25 protein-coding genes are annotated in these 26348 nt (G+C 63.0%); 14 read left to right on the forward strand and 11 right to left on the reverse strand.

The window, feature by feature from the left end; translation table 11 throughout:
* Positions 1 to 214: 214 nt before the first annotated feature.
* On the reverse strand, positions 215 to 1393 hold the full coding sequence (locus NKI21_RS21915) for a cystathionine beta-lyase (protein ID WP_023814116.1): 1179 nt from the start codon (positions 1391 to 1393) through the stop codon (positions 215 to 217).
* 515 nt (positions 1394 to 1908) lie between these two features.
* Between NKI21_RS21915 and NKI21_RS21920 the strand changes: the two genes are divergently transcribed.
* From NKI21_RS21920 to NKI21_RS21950, 7 genes are all read left to right on the forward strand, one after another.
* Entirely contained in the window at positions 1909 to 2544 is a 636-nt protein-coding gene (locus NKI21_RS21920) for a DUF1326 domain-containing protein (RefSeq protein ID WP_352442917.1), read from the forward strand.
* A gap of 9 nt (positions 2545 to 2553) precedes the next feature.
* Positions 2554 to 3399 (forward strand): DUF2182 domain-containing protein, encoded by an 846-nt coding sequence (locus NKI21_RS21925; RefSeq protein WP_352442918.1) that lies wholly within the window; start codon positions 2554 to 2556, stop codon positions 3397 to 3399.
* 441 nt (positions 3400 to 3840) lie between these two features.
* A complete protein-coding gene (locus NKI21_RS21930) occupies positions 3841 to 4869 on the forward strand; it encodes an amino acid ABC transporter substrate-binding protein (protein WP_023814120.1) in 1029 nt (342 codons plus the stop codon).
* Positions 4870 to 4932: 63 nt separating this feature from the next.
* Positions 4933 to 6120, forward strand: a complete 1188-nt coding sequence (locus tag NKI21_RS21935) for an amino acid ABC transporter permease (RefSeq protein ID WP_352442919.1) — start codon at positions 4933 to 4935, stop codon at positions 6118 to 6120.
* 9 nt (positions 6121 to 6129) lie between these two features.
* Positions 6130 to 7287, forward strand: coding sequence for an amino acid ABC transporter permease (locus NKI21_RS21940; protein WP_127289116.1), 1158 nt, complete (start codon positions 6130 to 6132; stop codon positions 7285 to 7287).
* A gap of 81 nt (positions 7288 to 7368) precedes the next feature.
* Positions 7369 to 8118 carry an amino acid ABC transporter ATP-binding protein gene (locus NKI21_RS21945; RefSeq protein ID WP_031213892.1) on the forward strand — a complete coding sequence of 250 codons (750 nt, stop codon included), beginning with the start codon at positions 7369 to 7371 and terminating at the stop codon, positions 8116 to 8118.
* A 110-nt stretch (positions 8119 to 8228) separates the two neighbouring features.
* Positions 8229 to 8897 (forward strand): TIGR02117 family protein, encoded by a 669-nt coding sequence (locus NKI21_RS21950; RefSeq protein WP_352867282.1) that lies wholly within the window; start codon positions 8229 to 8231, stop codon positions 8895 to 8897.
* Positions 8898 to 9119: 222 nt separating this feature from the next.
* Here the strand turns inward: NKI21_RS21950 and NKI21_RS21955 are convergent, their stop codons facing one another.
* Positions 9120 to 10355 (reverse strand): FAD-dependent monooxygenase, encoded by a 1236-nt coding sequence (locus NKI21_RS21955; RefSeq protein ID WP_352867285.1) that lies wholly within the window; start codon positions 10353 to 10355, stop codon positions 9120 to 9122.
* A 19-nt stretch (positions 10356 to 10374) separates the two neighbouring features.
* Positions 10375 to 10620 carry a zinc-finger domain-containing protein gene (locus NKI21_RS21960; RefSeq protein WP_027037845.1) on the reverse strand — a complete coding sequence of 82 codons (246 nt, stop codon included), beginning with the start codon at positions 10618 to 10620 and terminating at the stop codon, positions 10375 to 10377.
* 246 nt (positions 10621 to 10866) lie between these two features.
* On the opposite strand from NKI21_RS21960, the gene NKI21_RS21965 reads away from it, so the two are divergent.
* Positions 10867 to 13068: an RNA degradosome polyphosphate kinase gene (locus NKI21_RS21965; protein WP_023814126.1), complete on the forward strand. Its 2202-nt coding sequence runs from the start codon at positions 10867 to 10869 to the stop codon at positions 13066 to 13068.
* Complete coding sequence (ppx, locus tag NKI21_RS21970; RefSeq protein WP_023814127.1) at positions 13068 to 14603, forward strand: exopolyphosphatase; 1536 nt, start codon at positions 13068 to 13070, stop codon at positions 14601 to 14603. The genes NKI21_RS21965 and ppx overlap by 1 nt, the downstream gene beginning before the upstream one ends.
* A 235-nt stretch (positions 14604 to 14838) precedes the next feature.
* Here the strand turns inward: ppx and NKI21_RS21975 are convergent, their stop codons facing one another.
* From NKI21_RS21975 to NKI21_RS21990, 4 genes are all read right to left on the reverse strand, one after another.
* Complete coding sequence (locus NKI21_RS21975; RefSeq protein ID WP_031213894.1) at positions 14839 to 15243, reverse strand: DoxX family protein; 405 nt, start codon at positions 15241 to 15243, stop codon at positions 14839 to 14841.
* Positions 15244 to 15399: 156 nt separating this feature from the next.
* Positions 15400 to 15819: a DoxX family protein gene (locus tag NKI21_RS21980; RefSeq protein ID WP_023814129.1), complete on the reverse strand. Its 420-nt coding sequence runs from the start codon at positions 15817 to 15819 to the stop codon at positions 15400 to 15402.
* 235 nt (positions 15820 to 16054) lie between these two features.
* Entirely contained in the window at positions 16055 to 17452 is a 1398-nt protein-coding gene (gene fumC / locus NKI21_RS21985; protein ID WP_352676942.1) for a class II fumarate hydratase, read from the reverse strand.
* A gap of 276 nt (positions 17453 to 17728) precedes the next feature.
* Positions 17729 to 18202: a cupin domain-containing protein gene (locus tag NKI21_RS21990; protein ID WP_502896767.1), complete on the reverse strand. Its 474-nt coding sequence runs from the start codon at positions 18200 to 18202 to the stop codon at positions 17729 to 17731.
* 111 nt (positions 18203 to 18313) lie between these two features.
* Between NKI21_RS21990 and NKI21_RS21995 the strand changes: the two genes are divergently transcribed.
* Entirely contained in the window at positions 18314 to 19312 is a 999-nt protein-coding gene (locus NKI21_RS21995) for a LysR family transcriptional regulator (RefSeq protein ID WP_352442929.1), read from the forward strand.
* Here the strand turns inward: NKI21_RS21995 and NKI21_RS22000 are convergent.
* Entirely contained in the window at positions 19297 to 20055 is a 759-nt protein-coding gene (locus tag NKI21_RS22000) for an SDR family NAD(P)-dependent oxidoreductase (RefSeq protein WP_352442930.1), read from the reverse strand. The genes NKI21_RS21995 and NKI21_RS22000 overlap by 16 nt on opposite strands.
* Positions 20056 to 20175: 120 nt before the next feature.
* Positions 20176 to 20814, reverse strand: coding sequence for a choline-binding transcriptional repressor BetI (betI, locus tag NKI21_RS22005; RefSeq protein WP_352442931.1), 639 nt, complete (start codon positions 20812 to 20814; stop codon positions 20176 to 20178).
* A gap of 83 nt (positions 20815 to 20897) precedes the next feature.
* On the opposite strand from betI, the gene choX reads away from it, so the two are divergent.
* Together choX and NKI21_RS22015 are read left to right on the forward strand one after the other, a co-directional pair.
* On the forward strand, positions 20898 to 21836 hold the full coding sequence (gene choX / locus NKI21_RS22010) for a choline ABC transporter substrate-binding protein (protein WP_352867296.1): 939 nt from the start codon (positions 20898 to 20900) through the stop codon (positions 21834 to 21836).
* On the forward strand, positions 21833 to 22675 hold the full coding sequence (locus tag NKI21_RS22015; RefSeq protein ID WP_352867299.1) for an alpha/beta fold hydrolase: 843 nt from the start codon (positions 21833 to 21835) through the stop codon (positions 22673 to 22675). Before choX ends, NKI21_RS22015 begins: the two co-directional genes overlap by 4 nt.
* Here NKI21_RS22015 and NKI21_RS22020 read toward each other — a convergent pair.
* On the reverse strand, positions 22672 to 23451 hold the full coding sequence (locus NKI21_RS22020; RefSeq protein ID WP_023814137.1) for an NIPSNAP family protein: 780 nt from the start codon (positions 23449 to 23451) through the stop codon (positions 22672 to 22674). The genes NKI21_RS22015 and NKI21_RS22020 overlap by 4 nt on opposite strands.
* A 96-nt stretch (positions 23452 to 23547) precedes the next feature.
* On the opposite strand from NKI21_RS22020, the gene NKI21_RS22025 reads away from it, so the two are divergent.
* Positions 23548 to 24222, forward strand: coding sequence for a TetR/AcrR family transcriptional regulator (locus tag NKI21_RS22025; RefSeq protein WP_023814138.1), 675 nt, complete (start codon positions 23548 to 23550; stop codon positions 24220 to 24222).
* 259 nt (positions 24223 to 24481) lie between these two features.
* On the opposite strand, the gene NKI21_RS22030 is transcribed toward NKI21_RS22025, so the two are convergent.
* Positions 24482 to 25057, reverse strand: a complete 576-nt coding sequence (locus tag NKI21_RS22030; RefSeq protein ID WP_031213898.1) for a hypothetical protein — start codon at positions 25055 to 25057, stop codon at positions 24482 to 24484.
* A gap of 57 nt (positions 25058 to 25114) precedes the next feature.
* On the opposite strand from NKI21_RS22030, the gene NKI21_RS22035 reads away from it, so the two are divergent.
* Entirely contained in the window at positions 25115 to 26245 is a 1131-nt protein-coding gene (locus tag NKI21_RS22035; protein WP_352442936.1) for a metallophosphoesterase, read from the forward strand.
* The last annotated feature ends 103 nt before the right edge of the window (positions 26246 to 26348 follow it).

A 26348-nucleotide genomic window follows, 5' to 3' on the forward strand; every position in this document is an offset into this window, starting at 1 on the left:
GGTATTCCAGGGGAAGTCGAAAATGTGCTGATTGCACCGCAATGACGCGGCATCGTTGAATTTGAAAGCCAAACTGATCCGCGAAATCGCAATTTTAGGGAATAGAATTCCGCTAGTGCATGTCGCCCAAAAGTGACCTCGGTTTTGGGAGAACAACATGCACAAAAACAAAACCTGAAGCGGGTCGCCTGAAAATCTTCAGGCGCGACACGCTTTAGGCCGCTGCTGCGGCGGTCAGGCCGCGCGAAATATCGGCCTTCAGGTCGTCGACATCCTCGAGGCCGATCTGCAGGCGGATCAACGGACCCTCATAGGGGGCTTTTGCAACAACGCGGTCGCCGAGCCAGACCGGTACGGCAAGGCTCTCATAGCCGCCCCAGGAATAACCGAGGCCGAAGATCCGCAGCGCGTCGAGGAAGGCGTGCTGCTGCTTCTGGCCGCCACCGGCAAGAACGATGGAAAAGATGCCGCTCGAGCCGGAAAAGTCGCGCTTCCACAGAGCGTGATCCGGATGGCTGGGCAGGGCCGGGTGGAGCACGCGCGCCACGCCCTTCTGGCCCTCGAGCCAGGAGGCGATGGCAAGCGTACTGCGCTGATGGTGTTCGAGGCGCACGCCCATGCTGCGCAGGCCACGCAGCACCTGGTAGACGTCGTCGGGCCCGGCGCAACAGCCAAGCGTGCAGAAGCTTTCGTAGAGGTGCGTCCAGCAACTCTCATTGGCCGACACCGTGCCAAGCAGCACGTCGGAATGGCCGGCCGGGTATTTGGTCGCGGCATGGATAGATATGTCGACACCGTGGTCGAGCGGGCGGAAATAGAGTGGCGTCGCCCAGGTGTTGTCCATCATGACGATGGCGCCCGCGGCGTGCGCCGCCTTGACGATGGCCGGGATGTCCTGCACCTCGAACGTGTTGGAGGCCGGCGATTCCGTGAACACCACCTTGGTGTTGGGCTTGATCAACGCCGCGATGCCGGCGCCGACATCGGGGGCGTAATACTCGACCTCGACGCCCAGCCGCTTCAGCATCGTGTCGGCGAAATTGCGGGTTGGATGATAGACGGTATCGACGATCAGCAGATGGTCGCCGGCCGAGACGAAGGCGAGCAGCGGCACCGTCACCGCCGCAAGGCCCGACGGCACCAGGATCGTGCCTGCCGAGCCTTCCAGCGCGTCTATGGCATGGGCAAGCGCATCGGTCGTCGGTGTGCCGCGCGTGCCGTAAGTGTATTTCTGGGTTCGCGCCGCCATCGAAGCCGCGTCGCGGAAAAGCACGGTCGAAGCATGCACCACCGGCGGATTGACGAAGCCGAAATAGTCGTGCGGATTGTTGCCCGAATGGGCAAGCCGCGTGTTGATGCCCATCCCGCCGTGCTCGCTGCCGTCTTTCGCCATCTGCGTCGCCTTGTTTGATAAGCCGCTAGCCATAGTGCGGCGCTATGGACCGTGCAACAGCCACCGCCCGCCAGGAGGCGGACTTCGAATATGCCAATTCGTCGCGGCAAAAAAAGCGATGCGGGGACGGAGTATTAAACGAAAAACCCGCCTGTGCGGCGGGCTATCGGCGCAAATCAGCACCATGGACGAATATGTACCATAGCTGAGGGCAGGGAGTCAAGAAAAAATTCCTATCAAGAAAAGCGACAGGCACAAAAGCTACCGGCACAAAAAGCTGCTGCCGCCGCCGCCGACCTGTTGTCGTCAGGTCTTTTGTTGACCTGCGTTCGGAGCCCTTGTCCCAGCCGATCGGTCTATTGTGGGCGGCGGTGAATGGTATATGATCGTCGGCTAATGTTAATCGCCGGATTGCTTCGATCAGATGCTGCCGGATGGTTGCTGCCGGTTGACTTCTGGTCCTCCACGATCCGGATCGCGCTCACGAAGCGTGAGCGCGGCAAGGGAGGAATGCCATGCCGGACGTCAAATGGGCCATGAAGGCGAGCGAATTCATCAACTGCAACTGCGCCTATGGCTGCCCGTGCCAGTTCAACGCCATGCCGACATACGGATTCTGCCAGGCGGTCGCCGGCATGGAAATCGAGAGCGGCCATCACGGCGACACCAAGCTCGACGGGTTGCGGTTCGTCGGGATTTTCAGCTGGCCCGGCGCCATACACCAGGGCGGGGGTGAAGCCGCGGTGGTCATCGACGAGAGGGCGACGGAAGCCCAACGTGGCGCGCTGCTTCGCATATTGGGCGGTCTGGACACCGAGCCAGGTGCAACGATATTTCAGGTCTTTTCGACCACGCTGGAGAAATTCCACGACCCGATCTTTGCGCCGATCGAATTCAAGATCGACGTCGACGCGCGAACCAGTCGGCTGCATGTCGAGGGTATAACCGACGGTCGCGGCGAGCCGATCCGGAATCCGGTCACCGGCGCCGCGCACCAGGCGCGCATCGACTTGCCGCACGGCTTCGAATACGCGATCGCCGAGGTCGGGCGCGGCTGGACCAAGGCGACGGGCCCGATCAAGTTCGAGCTGGCCGATACGCACAGCCATTTCGCCAATCTGCATCTCACGCAGAGCGGCATCGTGCATTGACCTGATCCAATGGGCGATACGGCCCTCGAGGCGGTGCTGAGGCGCGATCGCGCGGTCGTGACGGCCGCGCTCGTCGTGATCGCCGTGCTCGCCTGGGCCTATGTGCTGTGGCTCGCCGCCACCATGGTCATGCCCGGCTCCCCTTTGCCGGACGGCGGAGGCGGCGACATGGCCGGCATGGATATGGGCGGCATGGATATGGGCGCCGCCATGGCGCCCGGCTTCCGGCCCTGGGCATTGGGCGATTTCGCCTTCACCTTCACGATGTGGGCGGTGATGATGGTTGGCATGATGACGCCTTCGGTCGCGCCGATGCTGCTGCTCTATGCCGGTGTCGGCCGCAAGGCGCGGGCGGATGGCCGGCCCATCGCTTCGACGGGATGGTTTTTTGCCGGCTATCTCGCCGTCTGGGTCGCCTTCAGCCTCCTGGCGACCGGTGCGCAATGGCTTCTCGCCCGTCTAGCCTTGCTCGATCCCTCGATGGCGACCGTCAGCGCGATCCTCGGCGGCCTCGTTCTGATCGCCGCCGGCCTCTATCAATGGACGCCGATGAAGGGCGTCTGCCTGCGCCAATGTCAGGCACCGATCGCGTTCCTGGCTAGCCATGGCGGATTCCGTTCCGCTCCGCTCGGCGCGCTTTGGCTCGGCATGGATCACGGCGCTTATTGCCTGGGGTGTTGCTGGGCGCTGATGGCTCTGTTGTTCGTCGGTGGCGTCATGAACGTGCTGTGGATCGCCGGCATCGCCATCCTTGTTCTGCTGGAGAAGACGGTGCCGACCGGCCAGTTGGTTCCGCGCGTTTCAGGCGCGTTGATGGCCGCCATCGGGATCTGGATCGTCTTTCAAGCCTTTTGAGAACAGTCTTCGTCGGCGGTCTGTATTGGTATGCAGCCGTCAGTAAATTGTCAGATGACAATCTTGGGACCTGGTAGTTCGTCGCACCGGGGGTCAACAACGACGAGGTATTGCCCGGGATGGATTTCGCTGCCGCGGTCCGTATTGGCCCGGCGTTGGCGTTGCATGAGATTTGCCGCCTTTATTAGCCCTGCTGGCTAAATCGCGGGCGTGTTTGTCTGTAAATCGGGCATTTGCGGCAATCGGTTTTCAAACTCTTTGGGTTTCGGTCATTTCCCTTGACCTCACAGGAATTATCGCCTTCGATGACATTTGTGAACGGGAGGCGGCGCGTCGGTTACGATGCGGGGTTCCGGGATGGGCCGGGATGGGAGCCGCGTTCACACGGGAGAAAAAAATCAGGATTTACTCCTGAAAAACAGAGAAAAGGGTCTGTGGGTCATGAAACACATTGCTATCGGCATTCTAGGCGCCGCCACGCTTGGATTGATGGCGTCCGCCGCGTCGGCGGCCACGCTCGACACCGTCAAGGCGAAGGGCTTCATCCAGTGCGGCGTCTCCACCGGCCTGGCCGGCTTTTCGGCGCCGGACGACAAGGGTGACTGGCAAGGCATCGATGCGGATTTCTGCCGCGCTGTCGCGGCCGCCGTCTTTGGTGACGGCTCCAAGGTCAAGTTCACGCCGCTCAGCGCCAAGGAGCGGTTCACCGCGCTGCAGTCGGGCGAGATCGACATCCTCTCGCGCAACACCACCTGGACCATCAACCGCGATACGGCGCTTGGCCTGAATTTCATCGGCGTCACCTACTATGACGGCCAGGGTTTCATGATCAACGCCAAGAAGCTGCCGGGCGTCAATTCGGCATTGCAGCTTTCGGGCGCCGCCGTCTGCGTGCAGAGCGGCACCACCACCGAGCTGAACCTCGCCGACTACTTCAAGGCCAACAAGATGGAGTACAATCCCGTCGTCTTCGAAAAGCTGGAAGAGGTCAACGCCGCCTATGATGCCGGCCGCTGCGACGTCTACACCACCGATCAGTCGGGCCTCTATGGCATCCGCCTGACGCTGGGAGCGCCGGCCGACCATGTCGTGCTGCCCGAGATCATCTCCAAGGAGCCGCTCGGACCGGCCGTTCGCCAGGGCGACGACCAGTGGTACCACATCGTCAAGTGGACCTATTTCGCGCTGCTGCAGGCTGAAGAGCTCGGCATCACCAAGGCCAATGTCGATGAGATGAAGAACTCGGCCAGCCCCGAGATCAAGCGCGTGCTCGGCCAGGAAGCCGATACCAAGATCGGTACCGATCTCGGCGTCTCCAATGACTGGGTGGTCAACATCGTCAAGGCAGTCGGCAATTATGGCGAAATGTTCGAGCGCAATGTCGGCTCGGGCAGCCCGCTGAAGATCGCGCGCGGCATCAACGCGCTGTGGACCAAAGGCGGCCTGCAATACGCGCCGCCGATCCGCTGATCGAAATGTGATCCGGGAGGCAGATCATCTGCCTCCCGGTTTCTCTTTCCAGGGGACGGTCGAATGGCATCGCAGGACGTACTTCGCGAGGAGCCCAGCCGCGGTTCCTTCATCAACGATCCGAAAATCCGGGGCATATTCTTCCAGGTGCTGGTCGTCGTGCTGCTGGTGGCGGGCGTCTGGTGGATTGCCCACAACGTCATCGACAACCTGACGCGGCTGCGCATCGCTTCAGGCTTCGGCTTCCTCAAGGGCCGCGCCGGCTTCGACATCAGCGAGAGCGCGATCGCCTATTCGTCGGATTCGACCTATGGCCGCGCGATTCTGGTCGGCCTCATCAACACCTTGATCGTCGCCATCGTCGGCATCATCACCGCGACAATCATCGGCTTCGTCATCGGCATCGGCCGGCTCTCGCAGAACTGGCTGATCAGGAAGATCTGCACCGTCTATGTCGAGGTCTTCCGCAACATCCCGCCGTTGCTGGTCATCTTCTTCTGGTATTCCGGCGTGCTGGCCGTGTTGCCGGCGCCGCGCGACAGCATCGGTTTGCCGTTCGGCTCCTTTCTCAACCAGCGCGGTTTCTATTTTCCACGCGCCGTATGGGGCGACGGCTCATGGCTGATCTTCGTCGCCCTGCTCGTCGGCATCGCCATGGCGTGGTTCGTCGCGCGCAGGGCGCGGCAACGGCAGATGGCGACCGGCCAGCAATTTCCGGTGTTTTGGACGTCCGCGGCGCTGATCGTCGGGCTGCCGCTGCTCGCCTATGCGCTGAGCGGCTTTCCCCTGAGTTTCGACTACCCGAAGCAGTCGACTTTCAACCTGACCGGCGGCTTCCAGGTCCGGCCGGAGTTCCTGTCGCTTTATCTGGCGCTGTCCTGCTATACCGCCGCCTTCATCGCCGAGATCGTGCGCGCCGGCATCAGGGGTGTCAGCGCGGGCCAGACGGAAGCCGCCGGTGCGTTGGGGTTGCGGTCCGGATCGATCCTGCGGCTGGTCGTCGTGCCGCAGGCCATGCGCATCGTTATTCCGCCGCTGACCAGCCAATATCTCAACCTGACCAAGAACTCGTCGCTGGCTATCGCCATCGGCTATCCGGACCTGACGGCGACCGCCGGGACGGTGCTGAACCAGACCGGCCAGGCCGTCGAGGGCGTGGTGATCATGATGGTGATCTATCTCGCCATCAGTCTCCTGACCTCGCTGGTGATGAACTGGTTCAACGCCAAGATGGCGCTGGTGGAGAGGTGAGGTAAGGACATGCAAGAACATGATATGTCCTGGGTGCGCACCGAAATGGTGCTGGCGCAGCCGGCGCCCGCCAGCGTCACCGGCCTCGGCGCATGGGTGCGCAAGAACCTGATCGCTTCTGCCGGCGACACCATTTTGACCATCGTCGGCATCGCCCTGGTGGCGATGATCCTGCCGCAAATCATCAATTGGGCGTTCATCAACGCCGTGTGGACGGGACCGGACCGGACCGTATGCGCCACGGTGGCGCAAGGCGGCATCCAGCCGGATGGCTGGACCGGCGCCTGCTGGGCTTTCGTCAACGCCAAATTCGGCCAGTTCATGGTCGGACGCTATCCCATCGAGGAGCGCTGGCGGCCGATTCTGGTCGCCATACTGTTCGTGGCACTGCTGGTGCCGATGCTTATCCCGAAAGTGCCGCGCAAAGGGCTGAATGCGGTTCTGCTGTTCTTCGTGCTGCCGGTCGTCTCCTTCGTCCTGCTGGTCGGCGGCATGTTCGGCCTGCCGCATGTCGAGACCTCGCTGTGGGGCGGGCTGCTGGTAACGCTCAGCCTGTCTTTCGTCGGCATTGCCGTGTCGCTGCCGCTCGGCATCGTGCTGGCGCTCGGCCGCCGTTCCAAGATGCCGATCATCAAGACGCTGTGCGTCGTCTTCATCGAGACGGTGCGCGGCATCCCGCTGATCACCGTGCTGTTCTTTGCCAGCGTCATGCTGCCGCTGTTCCTGCCGGAGGGTGTCTCGTTCGACAAGTTCCTGCGCGCTTTGATCGGTGTGTCGCTGTTTGCCGCGGCCTATATGGCCGAAGTGGTGCGCGGCGGCCTGCAGGCGATCCCCAAGGGCCAGTATGAAGGTGCCGATTCGCTCGGTCTCGGCTATTGGCAGAAAATGTATTTCATCGTCATGCCGCAGGCGCTGAAACTGGTCATCCCGGGCATCGTCAACACCTTCATCGGCATGTTCAAGGACACCAGCCTGGTCATCATCATCTCGATGTTCGACCTGCTCGGCATCGTCAAACAGAATTTCTCCGATGCAAACTGGGCAACCGCGCAGACGGCGAGGTCCGGCCTGATCTTCGCGGCCTTCGTCTTCTGGCTGTTCTGCTTCGGCATGTCGCGCTATTCAATGTACACCGAACGCCGGCTCGACACCGGCCACAAACGCTAAACAAAAGAACAAGGGGATCCCACTGCCATGGCCACCGAAAATGCCGTCAGCGCCGAAGAGATCAAGGTCAACGCCGCAAAGATGCAGATTTCCACCACCGATGTCGCCATCGACATCATCGCCATGCACAAATGGTATGGCGAGTTCCATGTGCTGAAGGACATCAACCTGAAAGTGATGCGCGGCGAGCGCATAGTCATCTGCGGCCCCTCCGGCTCCGGCAAATCGACGATGATCCGCTGCATCAACCGTCTGGAGGAGCACCAGAAGGGCAAGATCATCGTCGACGGCAAGGAACTGACCAACGATCTCAAGAAGATCGACGAGGTACGCCGCGAGGTCGGCATGGTGTTCCAGCACTTCAACCTGTTTCCGCATCTGACCATCCTGGAGAACTGCACGCTGGCGCCGATCTGGGTGCGCAAGACGCCGAAGAAGCAGGCCGAGGAAATCGCCATGCATTTCCTCAAGCGCGTCAAGATTCCGGAACAGGCCAACAAATATCCCGGCCAGCTTTCCGGCGGCCAGCAGCAGCGTGTGGCGATTGCCCGCTCGCTGTGCATGAACCCGCGCATCATGCTGTTCGATGAGCCGACCTCGGCGCTCGATCCGGAGATGATCAAGGAAGTGCTGGAGACGATGGTTGGCCTTGCCGAGGAAGGCATGACCATGCTGTGCGTCACCCACGAGATGGGCTTCGCCCGCAAGGTCGCCAACCGTGTGATCTTCATGGATCAGGGCCAGATCGTCGAGCAGAACACGCCGGCCGAGTTCTTCGACCACCCGCGCCACGAGCGCACGAAGCTGTTCCTGTCGCAGATCCTGCACTAGGCCTCGACAGCCACGAAGAGCCCGGCTGAAACACTGCCGGGCTCTTTTGCGTATGGGATAACAGGCGGGCGTTCGTGTCGCGCCGGAGCGCGTTTGCAGGGCCGCCTTTCATGAAAAGAATGGGACGTTTTCTAGGTCTTCTGTTGGTTGTCGTCGCACTCGCCGTGACGACGGGCACCTTCGTGCCACGGCCGCTGTGGCCGGCGGCCGCCGCCATGCCCGCCGCGACGCACCACATCCTGGTGCTGAACAATCCGATCCACACCGATATCGCCATCCCGGTCGATGACGCCGTGCGCCGGCGTTTCCATTTCCTGGTCGACGCGGGCATACCGGCCGACAGGCCGGAGGTCCGCTACATCGTCTTCGGCTGGGGCGGCCGCGCCTTCTACCTGGAGACGCCGACATGGTCCGAGCTGAAGGCGGTGCCGGTGATGAAGGCACTGACACTCGACGCGTCGGTCATGCATGTCGATGTCGCCGGTGACATCGTCGAACCGCGCCCCGATATCGCGGGGTTCGACATCACCGAGGATCGGTTCACGGCGTTGCTCGATTTCATCGATGCGAGTTTCCAGCGGGGACCGGAAGGCCCGATCCTCGTTCCGGACGCAGCCTATTCGAGGTTCGACGGCTTCTACGAAGCCAATGGCCATTTCAACGCACTGGTCGGCTGCAACACCTGGACGGCGGCGGCCTTGCGCATCGCCGGCCTGCGCACCGGCTGGTGGAACCCGCTGCCTGTATCGCTCGGCCTGTCGATGAGCTTGTACAATTAGCGTGGGTATTCCGCGAATTGGCGTCGCGTTCCTTCATACCCCCCTCTGTCCTGCCGGACATCTCCCCCGCAAGGGGGGATTGGCAGTTGCGACGCCTCACTTCCCCTCGCGACGTCGGTGATTGGCGAAAGCAGTGGTGACGGCTGATCTCCCCCCTTGCGGGGGAGATGTCCGGCAGGACAGAGGGGGGTGCTGTCCCACCAACCGATTGTGCTTGTACGCTCAGCGTCGAATGATCTTCTGAGCCTGCCACCCATAGAGCCAGTCCAGATCCGCCGCGAGCTTTTCCGAGCGCATCTTCAGGAACACATTGCGCGCAATCGCCACTGGACCCGAGGCATGCCAGGCCAGCCGGTTGACAGCGCCGCGTCGAGCGACCTGCGCGACACGCGGCCGCCGTGACTGCTCCCAGACGGCAAGCGCGGCCAGAGGATCGGCGGGGAAGTCGGCGATGATATCGGCAAGCGTCACAGCATCCTCGATCGCCATCGCCGCACCTTGCGCCGCGAACGGGGTCATCGCATGCGCGGCATCGCCGATCAGCGCCATGTTGCCGGTCGTCCAAGGTTGTTTGCTGTCGACCGTGTGGATCGGCCACGCCGTCCACGGGCCGGCCTGCTCGACCAGACGGGCAAGTTCTGCCGAGGTGCCGCGCAGGGCTCGGGCCAGGATACCGGCGTCGGCGTTGCCGGACCAGCCCTCGGCGATGCGTTCGCCCTTGGTGAAGGCGGCGAGGTTGAAGGCCGCACCCTTGCTGACGGGATAGGCGACCATGTGGAAGCCGGGATGCAGGAAGGTGGTGACGCAGTCCTTGGCGCCGATGGCTGCAAAGGTTTGCCCGGCGGCGCTGTCAACCGCGACGGTGGCGCGCCAGGCCAGTTCGCCGGAGAAATGGCTCCTTGCGAAGGCCGCTCCCTTGCTCGAATGGGCAAGCCCGCGCACCGACGACCAGACGCCGTCGGCGCCGACCAGCAGGAAGCCCTCGGCCTCGACAGTCTTGCCGGCCATCTCGGCCGTCACCGTGATGCCATGGGTGTCGGCGGCAATGGTGCTGATGCGCGCCCCGGTGACGGTCTCGATGTTGGCGATTTCGTTGGCCGTCGCCAGTAGCGCGCTCTGCAGGTCGGCCCGATGAGCGACGAGATAGGGTGCCCCCCAGCGGCTTTCGGCGGCTTGCCCCAGCGGCACGCGCGCCAGTTCGCGCAAGGTCGCGGCCTCCTTCAACACCACGGCTTCCGGCCGCACCGCCGCCGGCAGCAGCTGGTCGAGTACGCCAAGCTGGCGAAGGATGCGGGTCGCGTTGGGAGAAAGTTGAATGCCGGCGCCTGCCGCTTCCAGGCGCTGCGCCTGTTCGAACACCCGTACCGAGTAGCCGCGTTCGGCGAACGCCAGCGCTGCGGTCAATCCGGCGACACCCGCCCCGGCGATGACAATTTGCCGGGAGCGCGTGTCGTTCATCGGGCTGGTCGCGAAAGACTCAGGCGGCCTGTTCTATGTAGATGCAGCCGGCCGGCAGCGTTTCGGTTGCCTTCAGCTTCGGCGAATAGCGGTAGAGCGTCGAGCAATAGGGACAGACCTTTTCGTTGTCGTCGCCCATGTCCAGAAACACATGCGGGTGGTCGAAAGGCGGATTGGCGCCCGTGCACATGAATTCCTTCACGCCGATGTCGATTGCCTGATAGCCCGCATCGTTCTGAAAATGGGGAATGGAACCGCCTGCCATCGTCGTCTCCTTAACGCAGTCTCGTCTGCATCTGGATCATATCAGGCCTCTTTGCAAGTTCGATGAAATCAAACTGTCGCAAAAGCCTGTCAGAGGATAAGTTAAGCCGGTTAACGCATGGCCCCGAAGACCGACACCGGTTTTCGGCAAGGACCATGCGTCGCCTTGGAGTGGTAGAGCGTCCTTTGCGCGTCCTGAATGACGCGCGGCGCTTTAGCTGGCTGACGATGTGGAAGAGCGGGAATCATGAACGAACTGAAGCCGGTGCAGAACGAATTCGTGGATGTCGAGGTGGCTCGCCCGGAGGGCGGCAATCCGGACCGGTTTGTCAACCGCGAGTTTTCCTGGCTGCAGTTCAACCGGCGCGTTCTCGAGGAATCGCTGAACCTCAATCATCCGCTGCTGGAGCGCGTCCGCTTCCTGTCGATCTCGGCGGCCAATCTCGACGAGTTCTTCATGGTGCGCGTCGCCGGCCTCGCCGGCCAGGTGCGCGAGGGCATCACGCTGAAGAGCCCTGACGGCCGCACCCCCGAACAGCAGCTCGAACAGCTGCTGCGTGAGGTCGAGCGGCTGCAGGAAGACCAGCAGAAGAGCCTTTCGGCGCTCACTGTGCTGCTCAACAAGGAAGGCATCGAGAGCATCACCCGCGATGCGCTGACCAAGGACGAGAAAATCTGGCTGGAAGACCATTTCCAGGGGCAGGTGTTCCCGGTGCTGACCCCGCTGTCGATCGACCCGGCGCATCCGTTCCCGTTCATTCCCAATCTCGGCTTCTCGATGGCGCTGCAATTGCGCCATCGCAAGAACGGCGAAGAGATGAGCGCGCTGCTGCGCCTGCCGGTAGCGCTGAAGCGCTTCATCCGTCTGCCGGACCGCAAGCATCACGTCCGCTTCATCCCGCTGGAAGAGGCGGTCGGCCTCTATATCGGCAAGCTCTTCCCCGGCTATGAGGTCAAGGGCTCCGGCACGTTCCGCATCATTCGCGACAGCGATATCGAGGTCGAGGAGGAGTCCGAGGATTTGGTTCGCCTGTTCGAAACGGCGCTGAAGCGGCGGCGGCGGGGTTCGGTGATCCGCATCGAATTCGACAGGCTGATGCCTGATGAATTGCGCGACTTCGTCGCCGGCGAGCTTGGCGTGTCGTCCAGCCGCATCAGCGTCTTGACCGGTCCGTTGGCGCTCAGCCAGATTTCCGAGATCGTCGCCGTTCCCCGCGACGACCTGAAATTCACGCCCTACAATCCGCGTTTTCCCGAGCGCATCCGCGAGCATGGCGGCGATTGTTTTGCCGCCATCCGCGAGAAGGACATCGTCGTCCATCACCCCTACGAATCGTTTGACGTCGTGGTGCAGTTCCTGCGCCAGGCGATGGCCGATCCGGAAGTGGTGGCGATCAAGCAGACGCTTTACCGCACCTCCAACGACAGCCCGATCGTGCGTGCGCTGGTCGACGCGGCCGAAGCCGGCAAGTCGGTCACCGCACTGGTCGAGCTCAAGGCGCGCTTCGACGAGGAAGCCAACATTCGCTGGGCGCGCGACCTGGAGCGCGCCGGCGTGCAGGTCGTGTTCGGCTTTCTCGAGCTGAAAACCCATTCGAAAATGTCGCTGGTGGTGCGGCGCGAGGACGGCAAGCTGCGCAACTACGTGCACCTCGGCACCGGCAACTACCATCCGGTAACGGCGCGCATCTACACCGACCTGTCCTTCTTCACCACCGATCCGACGATCGCCCGCGATGTCGCCCAGCTGTTCAATTTCATCACCGGCTATGCCGAGCCGACGGATGAAATGCGGTTGGCGATCTCGCCGTTCACGCTGAGAAGCCGCATCCTGAAGCACATTGCCGACGAGATTGCCTACGCGGTCCAGGGGAAACCGGCGCGCATCTGGATGAAGATGAACGCGCTCGTCGATCCGATCATTATCGACGCGCTCTACGATGCCAGCCGGGTCGGCGTCGAGGTCGACCTGGTCGTGCGCGGCATCTGCTGCCTGCGGCCTCAGGTTCCGGGCCTGTCGGAAAACATCCGCGTAAAATCGATTGTCGGCCGTTTTCTCGAGCACAGCCGCATCTATTGTTTCGGCAATGGTTACGGCCTGCCGTCGGACGAGGCGATCGTCTACATCTCCTCGGCCGATCTGATGCCGCGCAATCTCGACCGCCGCGTCGAAACCATGGTGCCGATCACCAATCCAACTGTGCACGAACAGATCCTTGGCCAGATCATGCTGGGCAACATCATGGACAATCAGCAAAGTTTCGACGTATTGGCTGATGGAACCTCCCGGCGCGTCGTGCTGGAGGAGGGCGAGGAACCGTTCAACGCGCAGGAATATTTCATGACCAATCCGAGCCTGTCGGGACGGGGTGACGCGCTGAAGTCGCATGCGCCCAAGCGCATCGCGCAGTTCAAGCGCCGCAAGAAGAACGCAGCAGCGTCCGGCTGATGCTGTCTGATTCCCAGGGCCGGCTGCAGGACCGCCGACCGCTGTCCATCATCGACATCGGATCGAACTCGATCCGTCTCGTCGTCTATGAGGGGCTGGCGCGCTCGCCGACCATGCTGTTCAACGAAAAGATGCTGGCCGGTCTCGGCCGTGGCATCGTTTCGACCGGCAAGCTCGACCCCGAGGCGGTGACGCGCTCGATGGAAGAGTTCCGTCGCTTTCGCGCGCTTTCCGACCAGGCCGGCGCCGAGCATATGTATGTGCTGGCCACCGCCGCCGCCCGCGAGGCGGTCAACGGCCCCGATTTCATCCACCGCGCCGAGGATGTGCTGAAGACCGAGATTCGTGTCATCAGCGGCCGTCAGGAAGCCTATTATTCCGCGCTCGGCGTCATTTCCGGCTTCCACCCGGCCAATGGCATCGCCGGCGATCTGGGCGGCGGCAGCCTCGAGCTGGTCGACGTCAGCGGCGAAGCGATCGGTGACGGCATCACGCTGCCGCTGGGCGGCCTGCGCCTGCAGGACATGGCGAAGAACTCGCTGGCTCAGGCGGCGAAGATCGCGCGTGACGAACTGGCGAAGGCCAAGCTGTTGAAAGGCGGGCAGGGCAGGCCCTTCTACGCCGTCGGCGGCACCTGGCGAAATCTTGCCCGGCTGCACATGGAAATGACCAACTATCCGCTTGGTGTCATGCACCATTACGAGATCTCGGCCGAAAGCGCGGCGAATTTCCTCAAGCAGGTGGCCAAGGCCGAGATCGAGAAGGTCAAGGGCATCGAAGGCGTTTCCAAGAACCGCCGTTCGCTGCTGCCTTATGGCGCCGTCGTGCTGCAGGAGATCATGGCGGCGATGCAGCCGTCGAAGATCATCGTTTCGGCTCTGGGTGTACGCGAAGGCTTTCTCTATTCGCTGCTCGATGAGGCGGAGCAGAAGGCCGATCCGCTGATTTCGGCCTCGGAGGAACTCGCCCGCCTGCGCTCACGCTCCGTCGCCCATGCGCATGAACTCGTCGACTGGACCGCCAAAACCTTTGCCGCTTTCGGCATCGAGGAGACCGAAGACGAGGCGCGCTACCGCCACGCGGCCGCATTGCTGGCCGATATCGGTTGGCGCGCGCATCCCGAATATCGCGGCAAGCAATCGCTCAACATCATTGCGCACGCCTCCTTCTTCGGCGTCGACCATCCCGGCCGTGCTTTCCTGGCCATGGCCAACGCCTATCGTCACGACGGCATCTTCAACGAAGCCATCGCCCCCGAGATCAAGGCGCTGGCGCCGCCGCGTTATCTGGAGCGCGCCCGCGTGCTCGCCGCGATGATGCGCGTCGTCTACCTGCTGACGGCGTCGATGCCCGGCATCATGCCCAGGCTGAAATGGGAACAACGCGCCAACGGCGTGCTGGCGCTGGTCCTGCCGGCATCGCTGGCCGATCTCTATGGCGAGCGGCCGGCCGGGCGCCTGGCGCAACTGGCCAGGATCACCAACCGCCGGCTGGTGCTGGCCGTCGAAGGTGGGCCCAGTGGGTCGGTGAAGTAGAGTCGGAGCAGAGCGGATTAGAACCTGCTCGGTCGAGTTTCTTCACACCCCTCTCTGTCCTGCCGGACATCTCCCCCGCAAGGGGGGAGATTGGCTGCTTCGTCGTCGGTGCTTTTTTCTTGCAACATTGAAGATTGGCGAAAGCCTGGATGACATCCGATCTCCCTCGTTGCGGGGGAGATGTCCGGCAGGACAGAGGGGGGTGCTGTCCCGTTGACGTTTCCAACCCAGTCCGTCAGGCCAAACCGCGCCCGTCGACCGACCAGGCTCCCGCGCCAGCCATCGCCAGCGCAACGAACCCGCCTGCTATCGCAATGTCCTTCATCAGCATCTGCTGGTGCAGGAAGGCGAGCATCGCGTCGCCGCCGCCCTGGCCGTAATGGCCGATGAAACCGGCGGCAATGCAGAAGGCGGCGAGCAGCAGCGCCGCGATCCGGGTCTGGAAACCGACCAGGATGAGCAGCCCGGCGATCAGTTCGAACAGTCCCGTGCCCCAGGCGGCAAGCGTCGGCAGCGGCAGGCCGAGGCCGGCGAAATAGCCTGTCGTGCCGGCAATATCGCTCAAAGCTTGGAAACCGGAGGGCACGAACAGGGCGGCGAGCAGCAGCCGGGAGAGCAGGAGCAGCGCGTTGCGGGGCATGTTCACCTCCGTTATCGGCCGCCGGCCGGCCTCGTCCGATGCCCCGATCCTATCAGAAAACTCCGGCCGACAGATCGGCGGGCATGTACCAACAACGAAAAAGCGGCGCGGAAAATTCCGCGCCGCTCTTTCGTTCGGCTATCGCCAGATTTTGGCTCAGCCGCGCTTGGCGTCGATCGAATAGGCACCGGCGCCCGAGGAAGCCAGCACGAGGAAGCCGCCAGCGATGGCGAGGTTCTTGAGAAACTGGATCATCTGCATCTGGTCGGCCCAACCGGTGTGGGCGACCAAGCCGGTAGCGACCGTGAAGACCGCCAGCACCCAGCCGACAATCCGGGTCTTGAAGCCGACGAGGATGGCGAGGCCGCCGAGAAGCTCGATCAGGCCTACGACAATGGCCGTTACGGTCGGCAAGGGCAGGCCGAGGCTGCCGAAATAGCCGGCCGTGCCGGTGATGGCGGTCAGCTTGCCGAAACCTGAAAGCAGGAAGATGACCGCAAGCAGGACGCGGCCGATGAGGATGGTGGTCGAGGCATTGGATGCGCCGGAACCGGCGACTGAAGTGTTGATGGACATGGTGGCTCTCCGGGATGGGTTGATACCGGGGAGATAGAGCAAGCCGACTGTTCACCAAAGCCACCAGACTGGCGACACATTGTTCACAGTACTTACGTTTCCGTGATCGGGCGGCCCGCGCAAAATTCGCTTCGGGTCAGGTCGTGACGGGAGTAAATTCTCCCATCACGAACACTGGGCTTCTGGCTGATGCAATTCCGGACGGAAAACCGCAAGACATTTTTCCTGGAATTGCTTACCCCGGATGCGTCATGTCCTCCGGCCGCACCAGCCGGTCGTAATCGGCCTCGCTGACCAGTCCGGTGGCGAGCGCTTCCTCGCGCAGCGTGGTGCCCTTCTTGTGCGCGGTCTTGGCGATCTTGGCGGCATTGTCGTAGCCGATGGTCGGCGCCAGCGCCGTCACCAGCATCAGCGAGCGGTCGAGTGCCGCCTTGATGTTGTCTTCGCGCGCCTCGATGCCGACCACGCAATTGTCGGTGAAGGAGACCGAGGCGTCGGCGAGCAACTGCACCGACTGCAGGAAGTTGTAGGCCATCAGCGGGTTGTAGACGTTGAGCTCGAAATGGCCTTGGCTGCCGGCGAAGGTGAGCGCCGCATTGTTGCCGAACACCTGCACGCAGACCTGCGTCAGCGCCTCGCACTGGGTCGGGTTGACCTTGCCCGGCATGATCGACGAGCCCGGCTCGTTTTCCGGCAGCGACAGCTCGCCGAGGCCCGAACGCGGGCCGGAACCGAGGAAACGGATGTCGTTGGCGATCTTGAACAGCGCGGCGGCCGCCGCATTGATGGCGCCGTGCGAAAACACCATGGAATCATGGGCCGCCAGCGCCTCGAACTTGTTCGGCGCGGTGACGAAGGCAATGCCGGTGATGGTGGCGATGCGATCCGCCACCCTTTCGGCGAAGCCGACCGGCGCGTTGAGGCCGGTGCCGACGGCGGTGCCGCCCTGCGCCAGTTCCTGCAGGCCGGGCAACGTCAGCTCGATGCGCTTGATCGACGAGGCGACCTGCGCGGCATAGCCCGAAAATTCCTGGCCAAGCGTGAGGGGGGTGGCGTCCTGCGTGTGCGTGCGGCCGATCTTGATGATGTGATTGAACTCTCTGCTCTTGGCGGCGAGCGCCTTGTGCAGGTGTTTCAGCGCCGGCAAGAGGTCGTGCACGATGCGCTCGGCGCAGGCGATGTGCATGGCCGTCGGGTAGGTATCGTTCGACGACTGGCTCATATTGACGTGGTCGTTGGGATGGACCGGCTTCTTGGAGCCCATGACGCCGCCCAGCATCTCGATCGCACGGTTGGAGATCACCTCATTGGCGTTCATGTTGGACTGCGTGCCCGAGCCGGTCTGCCAGACCACGAGCGGGAAATGGTCGTCGAGCTTGCCGTCGATGACCTCTTGTGCCGCCTCGACAATCGTCTTGCCGATCGCCGGGTCGAGCCGCTGAAGGTCCATATTGGCTTCGGCCGCGGCCCGCTTGACGATGCCCAGCGCGCGCACGATCGATGCCGGCTGCTTTTCCCAGCCGATCTTGAAATTGCCAAGGGAACGCTGCGCCTGCGCGCCCCAATAGCGGTCGGCGGCGACTTCGATCGGGCCGAACGTGTCGGTTTCGGTTCTGGTCTTTGCAGCGGTCACGGGTCTCTCCTTGTCGAAGTCGGCAACGGCGTATCGCGTTGCACAAACGGCTTCAAGCGGAGATTGCGGACGGCGAGGATGCAAATCGGTTGAAGGTGCGGCGCTTCTCGCCTTCTCCCCTTGTGGGAGAAGGTGGATCGGCGCGCAGCGCCGAGACGGTTGAGGGGTGGGTGACGGAGTGCCGTTGGCGCCAAGCTGGAACACCCCTCATCCGACCTCTTCGCGGCCACCTTCTCCCACAAGGGGAGAAGGGAAAGAATGCGCGGTTTCGGCCTCTCACCCTAGCGGCGGACCGACAATGTCGATGCCGTTTTCTGCGCAGAGCTGCACCAGTGCCGCGATGATTTCCGGTGTTGGTTGCATCTGCGGCGGCATCTCCGGCTGTTCGGCGGGACGGCTCGCCTGACGCAGCATCGTCTCGAAATCCGAACCGCGCGTGATGGTGAGCGTACGCGCGCCTTCGCGCGATTCGACCCGGTAGGTGTGCGGCAGGCCTTTCGGCGCAATGACGGTTTCGCCGGCTTCAGCAATGCGTTCGTGGCCGTCGATCTGAAAGCGCAGTCTCCCGTCCAGGATGTGAAACACTTCGTCCTCCCTGCGATGCACATGCAGGGGCGGGGAGTCGCCATAGGGCATGCGATGCTCGACGACGCAGGTGCCGTCCTCTCCTGCCGCCGACGAGACGTGGATCGCGACAAGCGTGTTGTTGAACCAGAAGAGTTCCTTGCCTGTGATCGTGCCGGGGGTCATTGTCATGGCCGTCTGATCCTCCTGTTGCCTGTGCCTGCTGGGCCGATGACGATCTAGCCAGGGATATGCCGACAACGGAAATCGAATGATCGTATGGGGCGAATTGATGCGATGAATTTGAACGCGCTCGACCTCAATCTCATCAGGGTGTTCGACGCCCTTCTGCGGGAGAGAAGCGTTACGCGTGCCGGCGAGCAGATCGGCCTCAGCCAGCCTGCCGTCAGCGCTGCGCTCAATCGCTTGCGGCATCTCCTCAACGACCAGCTGTTCGTGCGACGGGGCAATGACATGATGCCGACGCCACGCGCCGAGAGCATGGCCGAGCCGTTACGCGTGGCGCTTCGTGAAATCGAACGCGTCTTCCACTCGGCCAAGGCGTTCGATCCGGTGGAACTGGAGCGAACCTTCACGTTCATGGGTGCGGATTTCTTTTCCATGATGCTGATGCCAACTTTAGCGGCGCGCATCGCGGGTGCCGCGCCGCGCGCGTCGCTAAGGTTTCTCGACAGCGCGCGCGGCGACGTCTCGCGGCTGCTCCAGGACGATGAAATCGACGTAGCGCTCGAGCGTCCGCTGGAGGTCTCCGACTGGGTCTCAAGCACGCCTCTGTTCCATTCACCATTCGCCATCATCGCCGCGAGCGACAACGCTGCGATCAGGCACGCGGGGATCATGGAAGGCGAGCTTCTACCGATCGAGCTCTTCTGCGAACTGCCCCATGTTCTTCGTTCTATCGATGGCTCGATGTCGGGCTCCACCGACGAGGCGCTCCGCAAGATCGGACGAACGCGCCGTGTAAGCCTGGCCCTGCCGCACTTTCAGGCTGTCGCATTGGCAGTGGCAAACGGAAACCACCTGGCGGCAGTTCCCAGGCAGTTCGCGGTTTGGGCGGCCAAGACCCTGCCGCTCGTCACCTTTGAACCGCCACTTCCCATTGCTGTTCCGGAAATCAGGATGTACTGGCACGCGCGCCACGACGACGAGCCACCCCATCGCTGGGTTCGCGATCAGGTCCTGGAGGCGGTAGGCGCACTCGGATTCGTGGAAAGCGGCGCCGCGGAAAATGCCGGCGCCTGGTCTGGCGACCGGACGGATCACCCCGCGGTATAGCCACCGTCGACGGAGAAGATGCCACCGCTGGTCCAGGCGGCCTCTTCGCTGGCCAGATAGACCGCGATACCGGCCAGATCGTCGGGGCGGCCGATTCTGCCAAGCGGATAGCTGCGCTCGACATAGGCTTTCAGCTCGGCCTTTGCCTCGGCCGGCAAATTGTCGACGGTCTTGCGCCGCATGGCTGTGTCGACCGTGCCGGGCGCGATGGCGTTGACGCGGATGCCGCGCGGGCCGAGTTCGAAGGCCAGCGATTTGGTCAGCGAGTTCAACGCGCCTTTCGACAGGGAATAGAGGCTCGACGGCCGCTTCGGGATCATCTTGTTGGCGAAATAGGACGAGATGTTGATCACCGAGGCGCCGGCCGCCAGATGCGGCAGCAGGCCCTGCGTGAGGAAGAACACCGCCGCCACATTGAGCGCGAAGGATTCTTGGAACTGCGCCACGCTGACGGTCTCGAACGGCACCAGGAAAGCCACTCCGGCATTGTTGACGAGGATATCGAGAGGCCTGCCCGATTTTTTCACATGCTCGACGACGGCCGCGATGCCGGCCGAGGTGGCAAGATCGGCCGACAGCGTCTCGATAGTGCCGCCGAGGCGCTCGCGGGCGTCGTCGAGTTTTTTGGTGTCGCGGCCGACGATCAGCACGTCCGCGCCCTCGCGCAAAAATGACTCGGCGATCGCCAGGCCGATACCGTCCGACCCACCGGTGACCAGCGCGCGCTTGTCGTGAAGTCTCATGGGGCACTCCGAGATTTCTGCCTCGTCGAGAGCACCGTATAGTGGCGGCCGTGGTCAAGCCGTCGGCCTATCCCCCGGTATGAACTTCGACGCCTGCCGGCGCAGGCCAGCCGAGGCCAGTTACGCGCCGGCGGTCGTAAGCTCCCGCAGGGCCAGCCGGCCCGCGACATAATTCTTGACCTGGCGGACCGCCTGTTCGCGCGACACGCTGCCCGGCTGCAGGCCGAGCCGCAGCCAAAGCCCGTCGATCAGCGCCGTGACGCCAAGCGCGATGTCGTCGGCGTCTCCAGGCGAGGCGAGGCCGTGCAGGCCCGACAACAGGTTCGAGCGCATGCGCGCATGGATCACCCGCTGGATACGGGCCATCTTCTCGTCGCGCGGCACCTCGGCGCAGAGCGACAGCCAGGCATGGCACAGAGGCGGCTGGAACAGATGCTCCTCGAAATTGCCCTCGATCACCGCATCCATGCGCTCCATCGGCGTACGCGCCCGGCGAAGCCGCGCGATCACCGCCTGGCACAGGACGGCATTGGCCTCGCGCATCGCGTGCTCGAACAATTCCTGCTTGTTGCGGAAATAGTGCAGCACGATGCCCTTGGAGGCACCTGCCTGGGCGGCCACTTTTTCCAGGGTCGCGCCGGCAATGCCTTCGCGCTCCAGAACCACGAAGGCCGCCTGCCGCAGCTCCTTGCGGCGTATCTCACTGAGACGCTTGAGTTTCACGGGGTCGGTCCATGCATGGCGAATCCACGTTGACATTTTCGTCCGCTCAGATCAATCATTGACCCATGGGACAATAAAAAGACCAATTGGTCAATTTGATCACAATGAGGAGAACCGAAATGTTGCGCATCCTTGCAAACGGCGTCTGTTTGGCCGCCCTCATGTTGGCCTCTCATGCGGCTCAGGCGGCCGAGGGCCAAGAGTGCAAGACGGTCCGCATGGCCGAACCCGGCTGGAACGACCTTGCCTTCACCACCGGGGTCGCCAACGTCCTGTTGGAGGCGCTCGGCTATCAGCCGCAAAGCCAGGTGCTCGGCATCAACGTCATCTACGAGGGCATGAAGAACAGGGATCTCGACCTGTTCCTGGGCTACTGGGACCCGGCCATGGTCACCTATTATGAGCCCTACAAGAAGGACGGCTCGGTCGAGAATGTGCGCGTCAATCTCGTAGGCGCCAAATACACATTCGCCGTGCCGACCTATGTCTGGGAGGCCGGCGTCAAGGATATCTCCGACCTGCACAAGTTCGCGGACAAGTTCGGCAAGAAAATGTACGGCATCGAGCCCGGCTCCAACCAGTTGATGATGGACGCCATCGCCGATCCCGCCTTTGGCCTGGACGGCTGGCAAGTGGTCGAGTCCAGCGAAGCCGGCATGCTTTCCGAGGTCGGCTACGAGATCAAGGAAAAGCAGTTCATCGTCTTCCAGGGCTGGGCGCCGCATCCGATGAACACGATGTACGACTTCAAGTACCTGACAGGTGGCGACAAGTTCTTCGGCCCGAATTTCGGCGCCGCGACCGTGACGACGCAGGTGCGCAAGGGCTATCTGCAGCAATGCCCGAACGTCGCGCAATTCCTCGGGAATCTCGCCTTCGACATCGATTTCGAGAATGTCGGCATGGGCTATCTGATCAATGACGGCATGAAGCCGGAGGACGGGGCGCTGAAGGCAATCACGGCGAACAAAAGCCGCCTCGACGCCTGGCTCGCCGGCGTCACCACCTTCGACGGCAAGCCGGGCCTCGCCGCGGTCAAGGAAAAGCTCGGCCTGTGAGAGCGGCCGCGCTCGATGACTTGCCGAAGCAGGATGTGGTGGCGGAGCAGGGCGCCTGGGCCGGCCGCAAGCAGTTCGTCACTGTCGGCGATCTCGACATCGCCTATGTCGAGATATCGGGCGCCCAGCCGGCACTGCTGTTGGTGCACGGCTTCACCGACACCAGCCGCAGTTTTTCGCTTCTGGCGCCATATCTGGCCGGCCGTCGTCTGATCATGCCGGATCTGCGCGGCCACGGCGCCTCGCAGGCTGGCAGGGGGTGCAGCGTCGCAGATTTCGCCGACGACATTGCCGGGCTGATCCAGATCTTGCGGCTCGACCGGCCGGTCGTCGTCGGCCATTCGCTTGGCGCCATGGTGGCCATCGCATTGGCCGCGCGGCATGGTGAGCTTGTCGGTGGGCTGGTTGTCATGGCCAGTACGTTGAAGCCCGATTTCGCGCCGGGTCATCCGCTGGTGGTGAGCATCGAGGCGCTGCGGGATCCGATATCGCCGACCGATCCGTTCTATGCCTGGTGGCATGCCTGTCGTCCCGACGTGCCCGCAGCCTTTCTCACCGGCTTGGCGCAAGAGGCCTCGGCGATGCCGATCCCGCGCTGGCGCGCGATTCTCGAGGAAATCCGCCGCGCCGACCTGACCGATGCTGCGCGGGCCGTGCAGGCCCGGACGCTGATCATCGCCGGCGCCTGCGACCCGCTGTTCGGCGCGGCGCACCAGCAGGCGTTGCGGTCCGCTCTTCCTGAAGCTCTCCTCGTCCGCGCCGAGGCCTGTGGCCACAACCCGCATTGGGAAGATCCGGCCCTGGTCGCGAAGGCCATAGTCAAGGCATTTGAAGTCTAACGCCCGACCAACGATTGCGATGTGGGCGACAGCCGCAATGTCTCCGTTGGTTTGGTCAGACCAGCTTGCGCGGCCTGCCAAAAGGCCTGCCATGTCGGCGAGGCGGCGAGAGCGGCTTTGTGGCGGGCATGCGCCTCTGCGTTGTCGAAGCCGGTGACGGACATGAAGACGTTTTCATCAGCCCGCACCGGCAGGCGCGGAAAACTGTTTTCGGCATGCTCCGTAACGAAAGCGGCGAGCAGGCGTGCGTCGGCCGTCATCAGGCACGCCGTCTCAGTCTCGAAGCGAGTGGCGAAATCAGCCTCTGTGCCGGGCTGCAAATGATGAATCGCGATGACAACGATGCCGGTCAGCGGTTTGTTTTGAATGGGTTTTTCGTCATCGGCCAGGCTTGGCCGCTGCGCGCCCGCGAGGTCGAAGCCTGCGCCCGGCCACGCCGGCTTGAGCAGCAGCACATCGTCGGAATCGATCATCGTCGCATTGGCCGCATCACTGTGCGCCGCCCAGACCGGCCCGCCATAAAAAGCGGCGAGAGCATTTTTCCGCGCATCCATGCCGTCGAAGCCGCGCATCCAGACGAACATGTCAGGCCGATCGAGGTCCCGGAACTGGCCGATGACGTTCATGCCGGCGTCCTCCTGGCCCTCGATCAGCCTGCCGTCGAAGATGCCGATGAGCGTGTCGCGCCGGCCGGGCTTCAGCGTGTATTGCCGCAACTCGACGACAGGCGAGGCGAGCGCCGTGGGTTTCGGCGCGACGTTCTGGGGCAGGTTCATCCGACATTCTCCAAAACAGGGTGATCGTCCTGTTTTGTAAAACAGACCGGTTGTCCTGTTTTGTCAACATGCTAAAGTTCGGCAATGTCAGCAGAGATGACCGTCCAGCCAAAACCGCGCCCGGGAAAACGCATCAACGACCCTGAAGGCATGCGCAAGAAAGTGCTCGATGTCGCCGAGGACGCGTTCCAGGCGCGCGGCTATCACGCCTCCAGCATCGGCGATCTGATGGCGGCGGCTGATGTCAGCGGCGGAGCGCTGCATCACCATTTCCCGACCAAGAAGGCGCTGGCGCTGGCTGTGATCGACGAGCGTGTGGCGGCAGCGGTCGAAGAGACATGGATCGCGCCGGTGCTGGCGGCGGCGTCAGTGCGCGAGGGCGTGCGCTCGGTGTTCGAGGCCGTGGCGGCGGAACTGGAGCAGCAGGGGTTCGTGCGCGGCTGCCCGCTCAACAATCTGGCGCACGAACTGTCGCTTGCCGATCCCGATTTCCGCCTTGCCCTTGCCGGTATCTTTGGCGGGTGGCGGCAGGCGATTGCCGACAAGGTGCGTGCCGACCAGCAGGCGGGCAAGGACGAGGGCACGGACCCCGAACGCTTCGCCGCGCTGACGGTCGCCGCCTATTCCGGGGCGATGTCGATGGCCAAGACGGCGCAGGATGCCGGTGTGCTGCGGGATTGCCTGGCAGGGTTGGAGCGCAGCGCGCCGTCGCAGGGCGGCTTGGTTGCCAGGCGACGCAACAGGATACTGCCACGGCCGAGAATTATTTGATGTCGGCGGGACAGCACCCCCCTCTGGCCTGCCGGCCATCTCCCCCGCAAGGAGGGAGATCTGCAGCATCGGCGCTCGCTCGTACCTTCACCGGTGGAGATTGGCGAAAGCCGGTGTGACAGCCAATCTCCCCCCTTGCGGGGGAGATGTCCGGGAGGACAGAGGGGGGTGTGCAGGATCGCGACGCAGCCACTTCTCTCGACCTTGCGGCTTCGCTCTGGCTGACACGAGGGGGAAGCGAAGAAGCCTGGGCTCTTACCTACTCGGCCAGCGGCTTGATCGTCTCGTAGCCGTTGACGGATTCCGAACTGGTGCCTTCATCGTAGCGCCGCGCGAGCGCGGCTTGCAGATCGGGAGCATAGAGCGCGGTGAATGAATCCAGCGTCTCGCCGGCACCGTTCTTGAAGGTCTCCTTGACCGCCAGGACATTGTATTTGCAATCGCCCAGACGGAATGTTTCCTTGCCCTTGACGATCAGGCTCAGCGTCTTGGTGCCCTTCGGCGGCTGGTTCAGCGACAGCTCGACGAACTCTATCGTGGCCTTTGCCCCCGCCTTCAGCGGGAACAGCTTGCGCAGATCGGAAAACGGGATCATCGCCTGGCGGCCGGTGTCGCTGTCGCGAAACACCTCGATCAGGCCGGCGAACAGATATTGGGTCTGGGGCGATTGCGATTCGTAGGTGTTGGCAACCGACATCATCCCGCCGGCCACGGGCCGAAATTCGCTCTGGATGCCGGGTCTCGCCAGAACGAAACCCTTCCTGGCGGACTTGGCATCGACGCAACCGGCGGCATGCGCTTGCGCAAGCGAGACATGCCAGACCCGTGGCGTCATGTCGATGATGGCGCAGAGGCGCTGGACGACCGGCTGCTGTCCATGCTGAATCAGCAGATGATGAATCGCCGTTCGACTGGATCGCTTTCCCGACGCAACTTCCTGGTACAGGCTGCAGGATTTGCCGCGGCCGGCGCCTTGCCGCGGCCGGCCTTAGGCCAGACCGGGCAACGCGTCCAGTCGATCGACGCCACCTTCCTGTTCATCGCCGATGTCCATGCCTGCCGCATGGCGAGCGGCTTGAGCCCCAACTGCCTGCAAGAAGGCAAGACCGACGCCGCGCTGCTGCGCAACGTGGCGGTGCTGAATGCGCTTGGCGACAAGGACTGGCCGGCCGAGATCAATGGCGTCGCCACCGGCCTGCGTTCGGCCGGCAAGATAGGCGCGCCGCTCGGCCTTGTCGTCGGCGGCGACATCACCGACGATGGCGGCGGCCAGATCACCCAGCCGAGCGAGGGCACCCAACTGCTCCAGTTCAGCCAGCGCTACAGCCAAGGCGTCGGTCCGGATCGCGTGCACATGCCGGTTTATGTCGGGCTCGGCAACCATGATCTCGACCAGAACGGGCCGCCGCACCATGTCGACTGGTACCGGCGCGAACTGCGCGACTATGTCGAGGTCAACCATCGCGCCGGCGTGTTCTTCAAGCCGCCAGTGCCGGCCACCGACTATGATGTCGACACCGACTGCTACTCCTGGGACTGGGGCGGCCTGCATCTGATCCAGACGCATCGTTTCGCCGGCGATACCGGCCACGGTGCCGAGAGCAGCCTGCCATGGCTGAAGCAGGACCTGGCGACCTATGCGGCGGACGGCCGCCCGGTCGTCCTGTTCCAGCATTATGGCTGGGACACTTTCTCGGTGGAACGCTGGGATGCCGCCAGGAGCCACTTTGATGATGACGGCACCGGTGCGCCGCATTGGTGGAGCGAGGCCGACCGGCAGGCGCTGCTGGCGGCGCTCAAGGGCTACAATGTCGTCGGCATTTTCCATGGCCACCAGCACGAAACGCCGCTGATCTATCGCAGGGACGGGATCGACCTGTTCAAGCCGAAGGCTGCCTATATGGGCGGTTTCGCCCTGGCCAGGGTGACCAGCAACGGCATGGACGTGGTGCTGGGCGAGGCGATCGGCGATAATGGCGAGGTCGTGTTCACCAATGCTTTCAGCAAGGGCTGGAGCACCTGAAAAAGGCGGCCTTCGCGACTAATGCAGTTCACTTAAGTTGGGCTGGATGAGGATCTGGTAAGACCTATCGAACAGGATGGAGATTCGTTTCCATCCTGTTCGT

The organism is Mesorhizobium sp. M0715 (assembly GCF_040320355.1).
Lineage (GTDB): Bacteria > Pseudomonadota > Alphaproteobacteria > Rhizobiales > Rhizobiaceae > Mesorhizobium.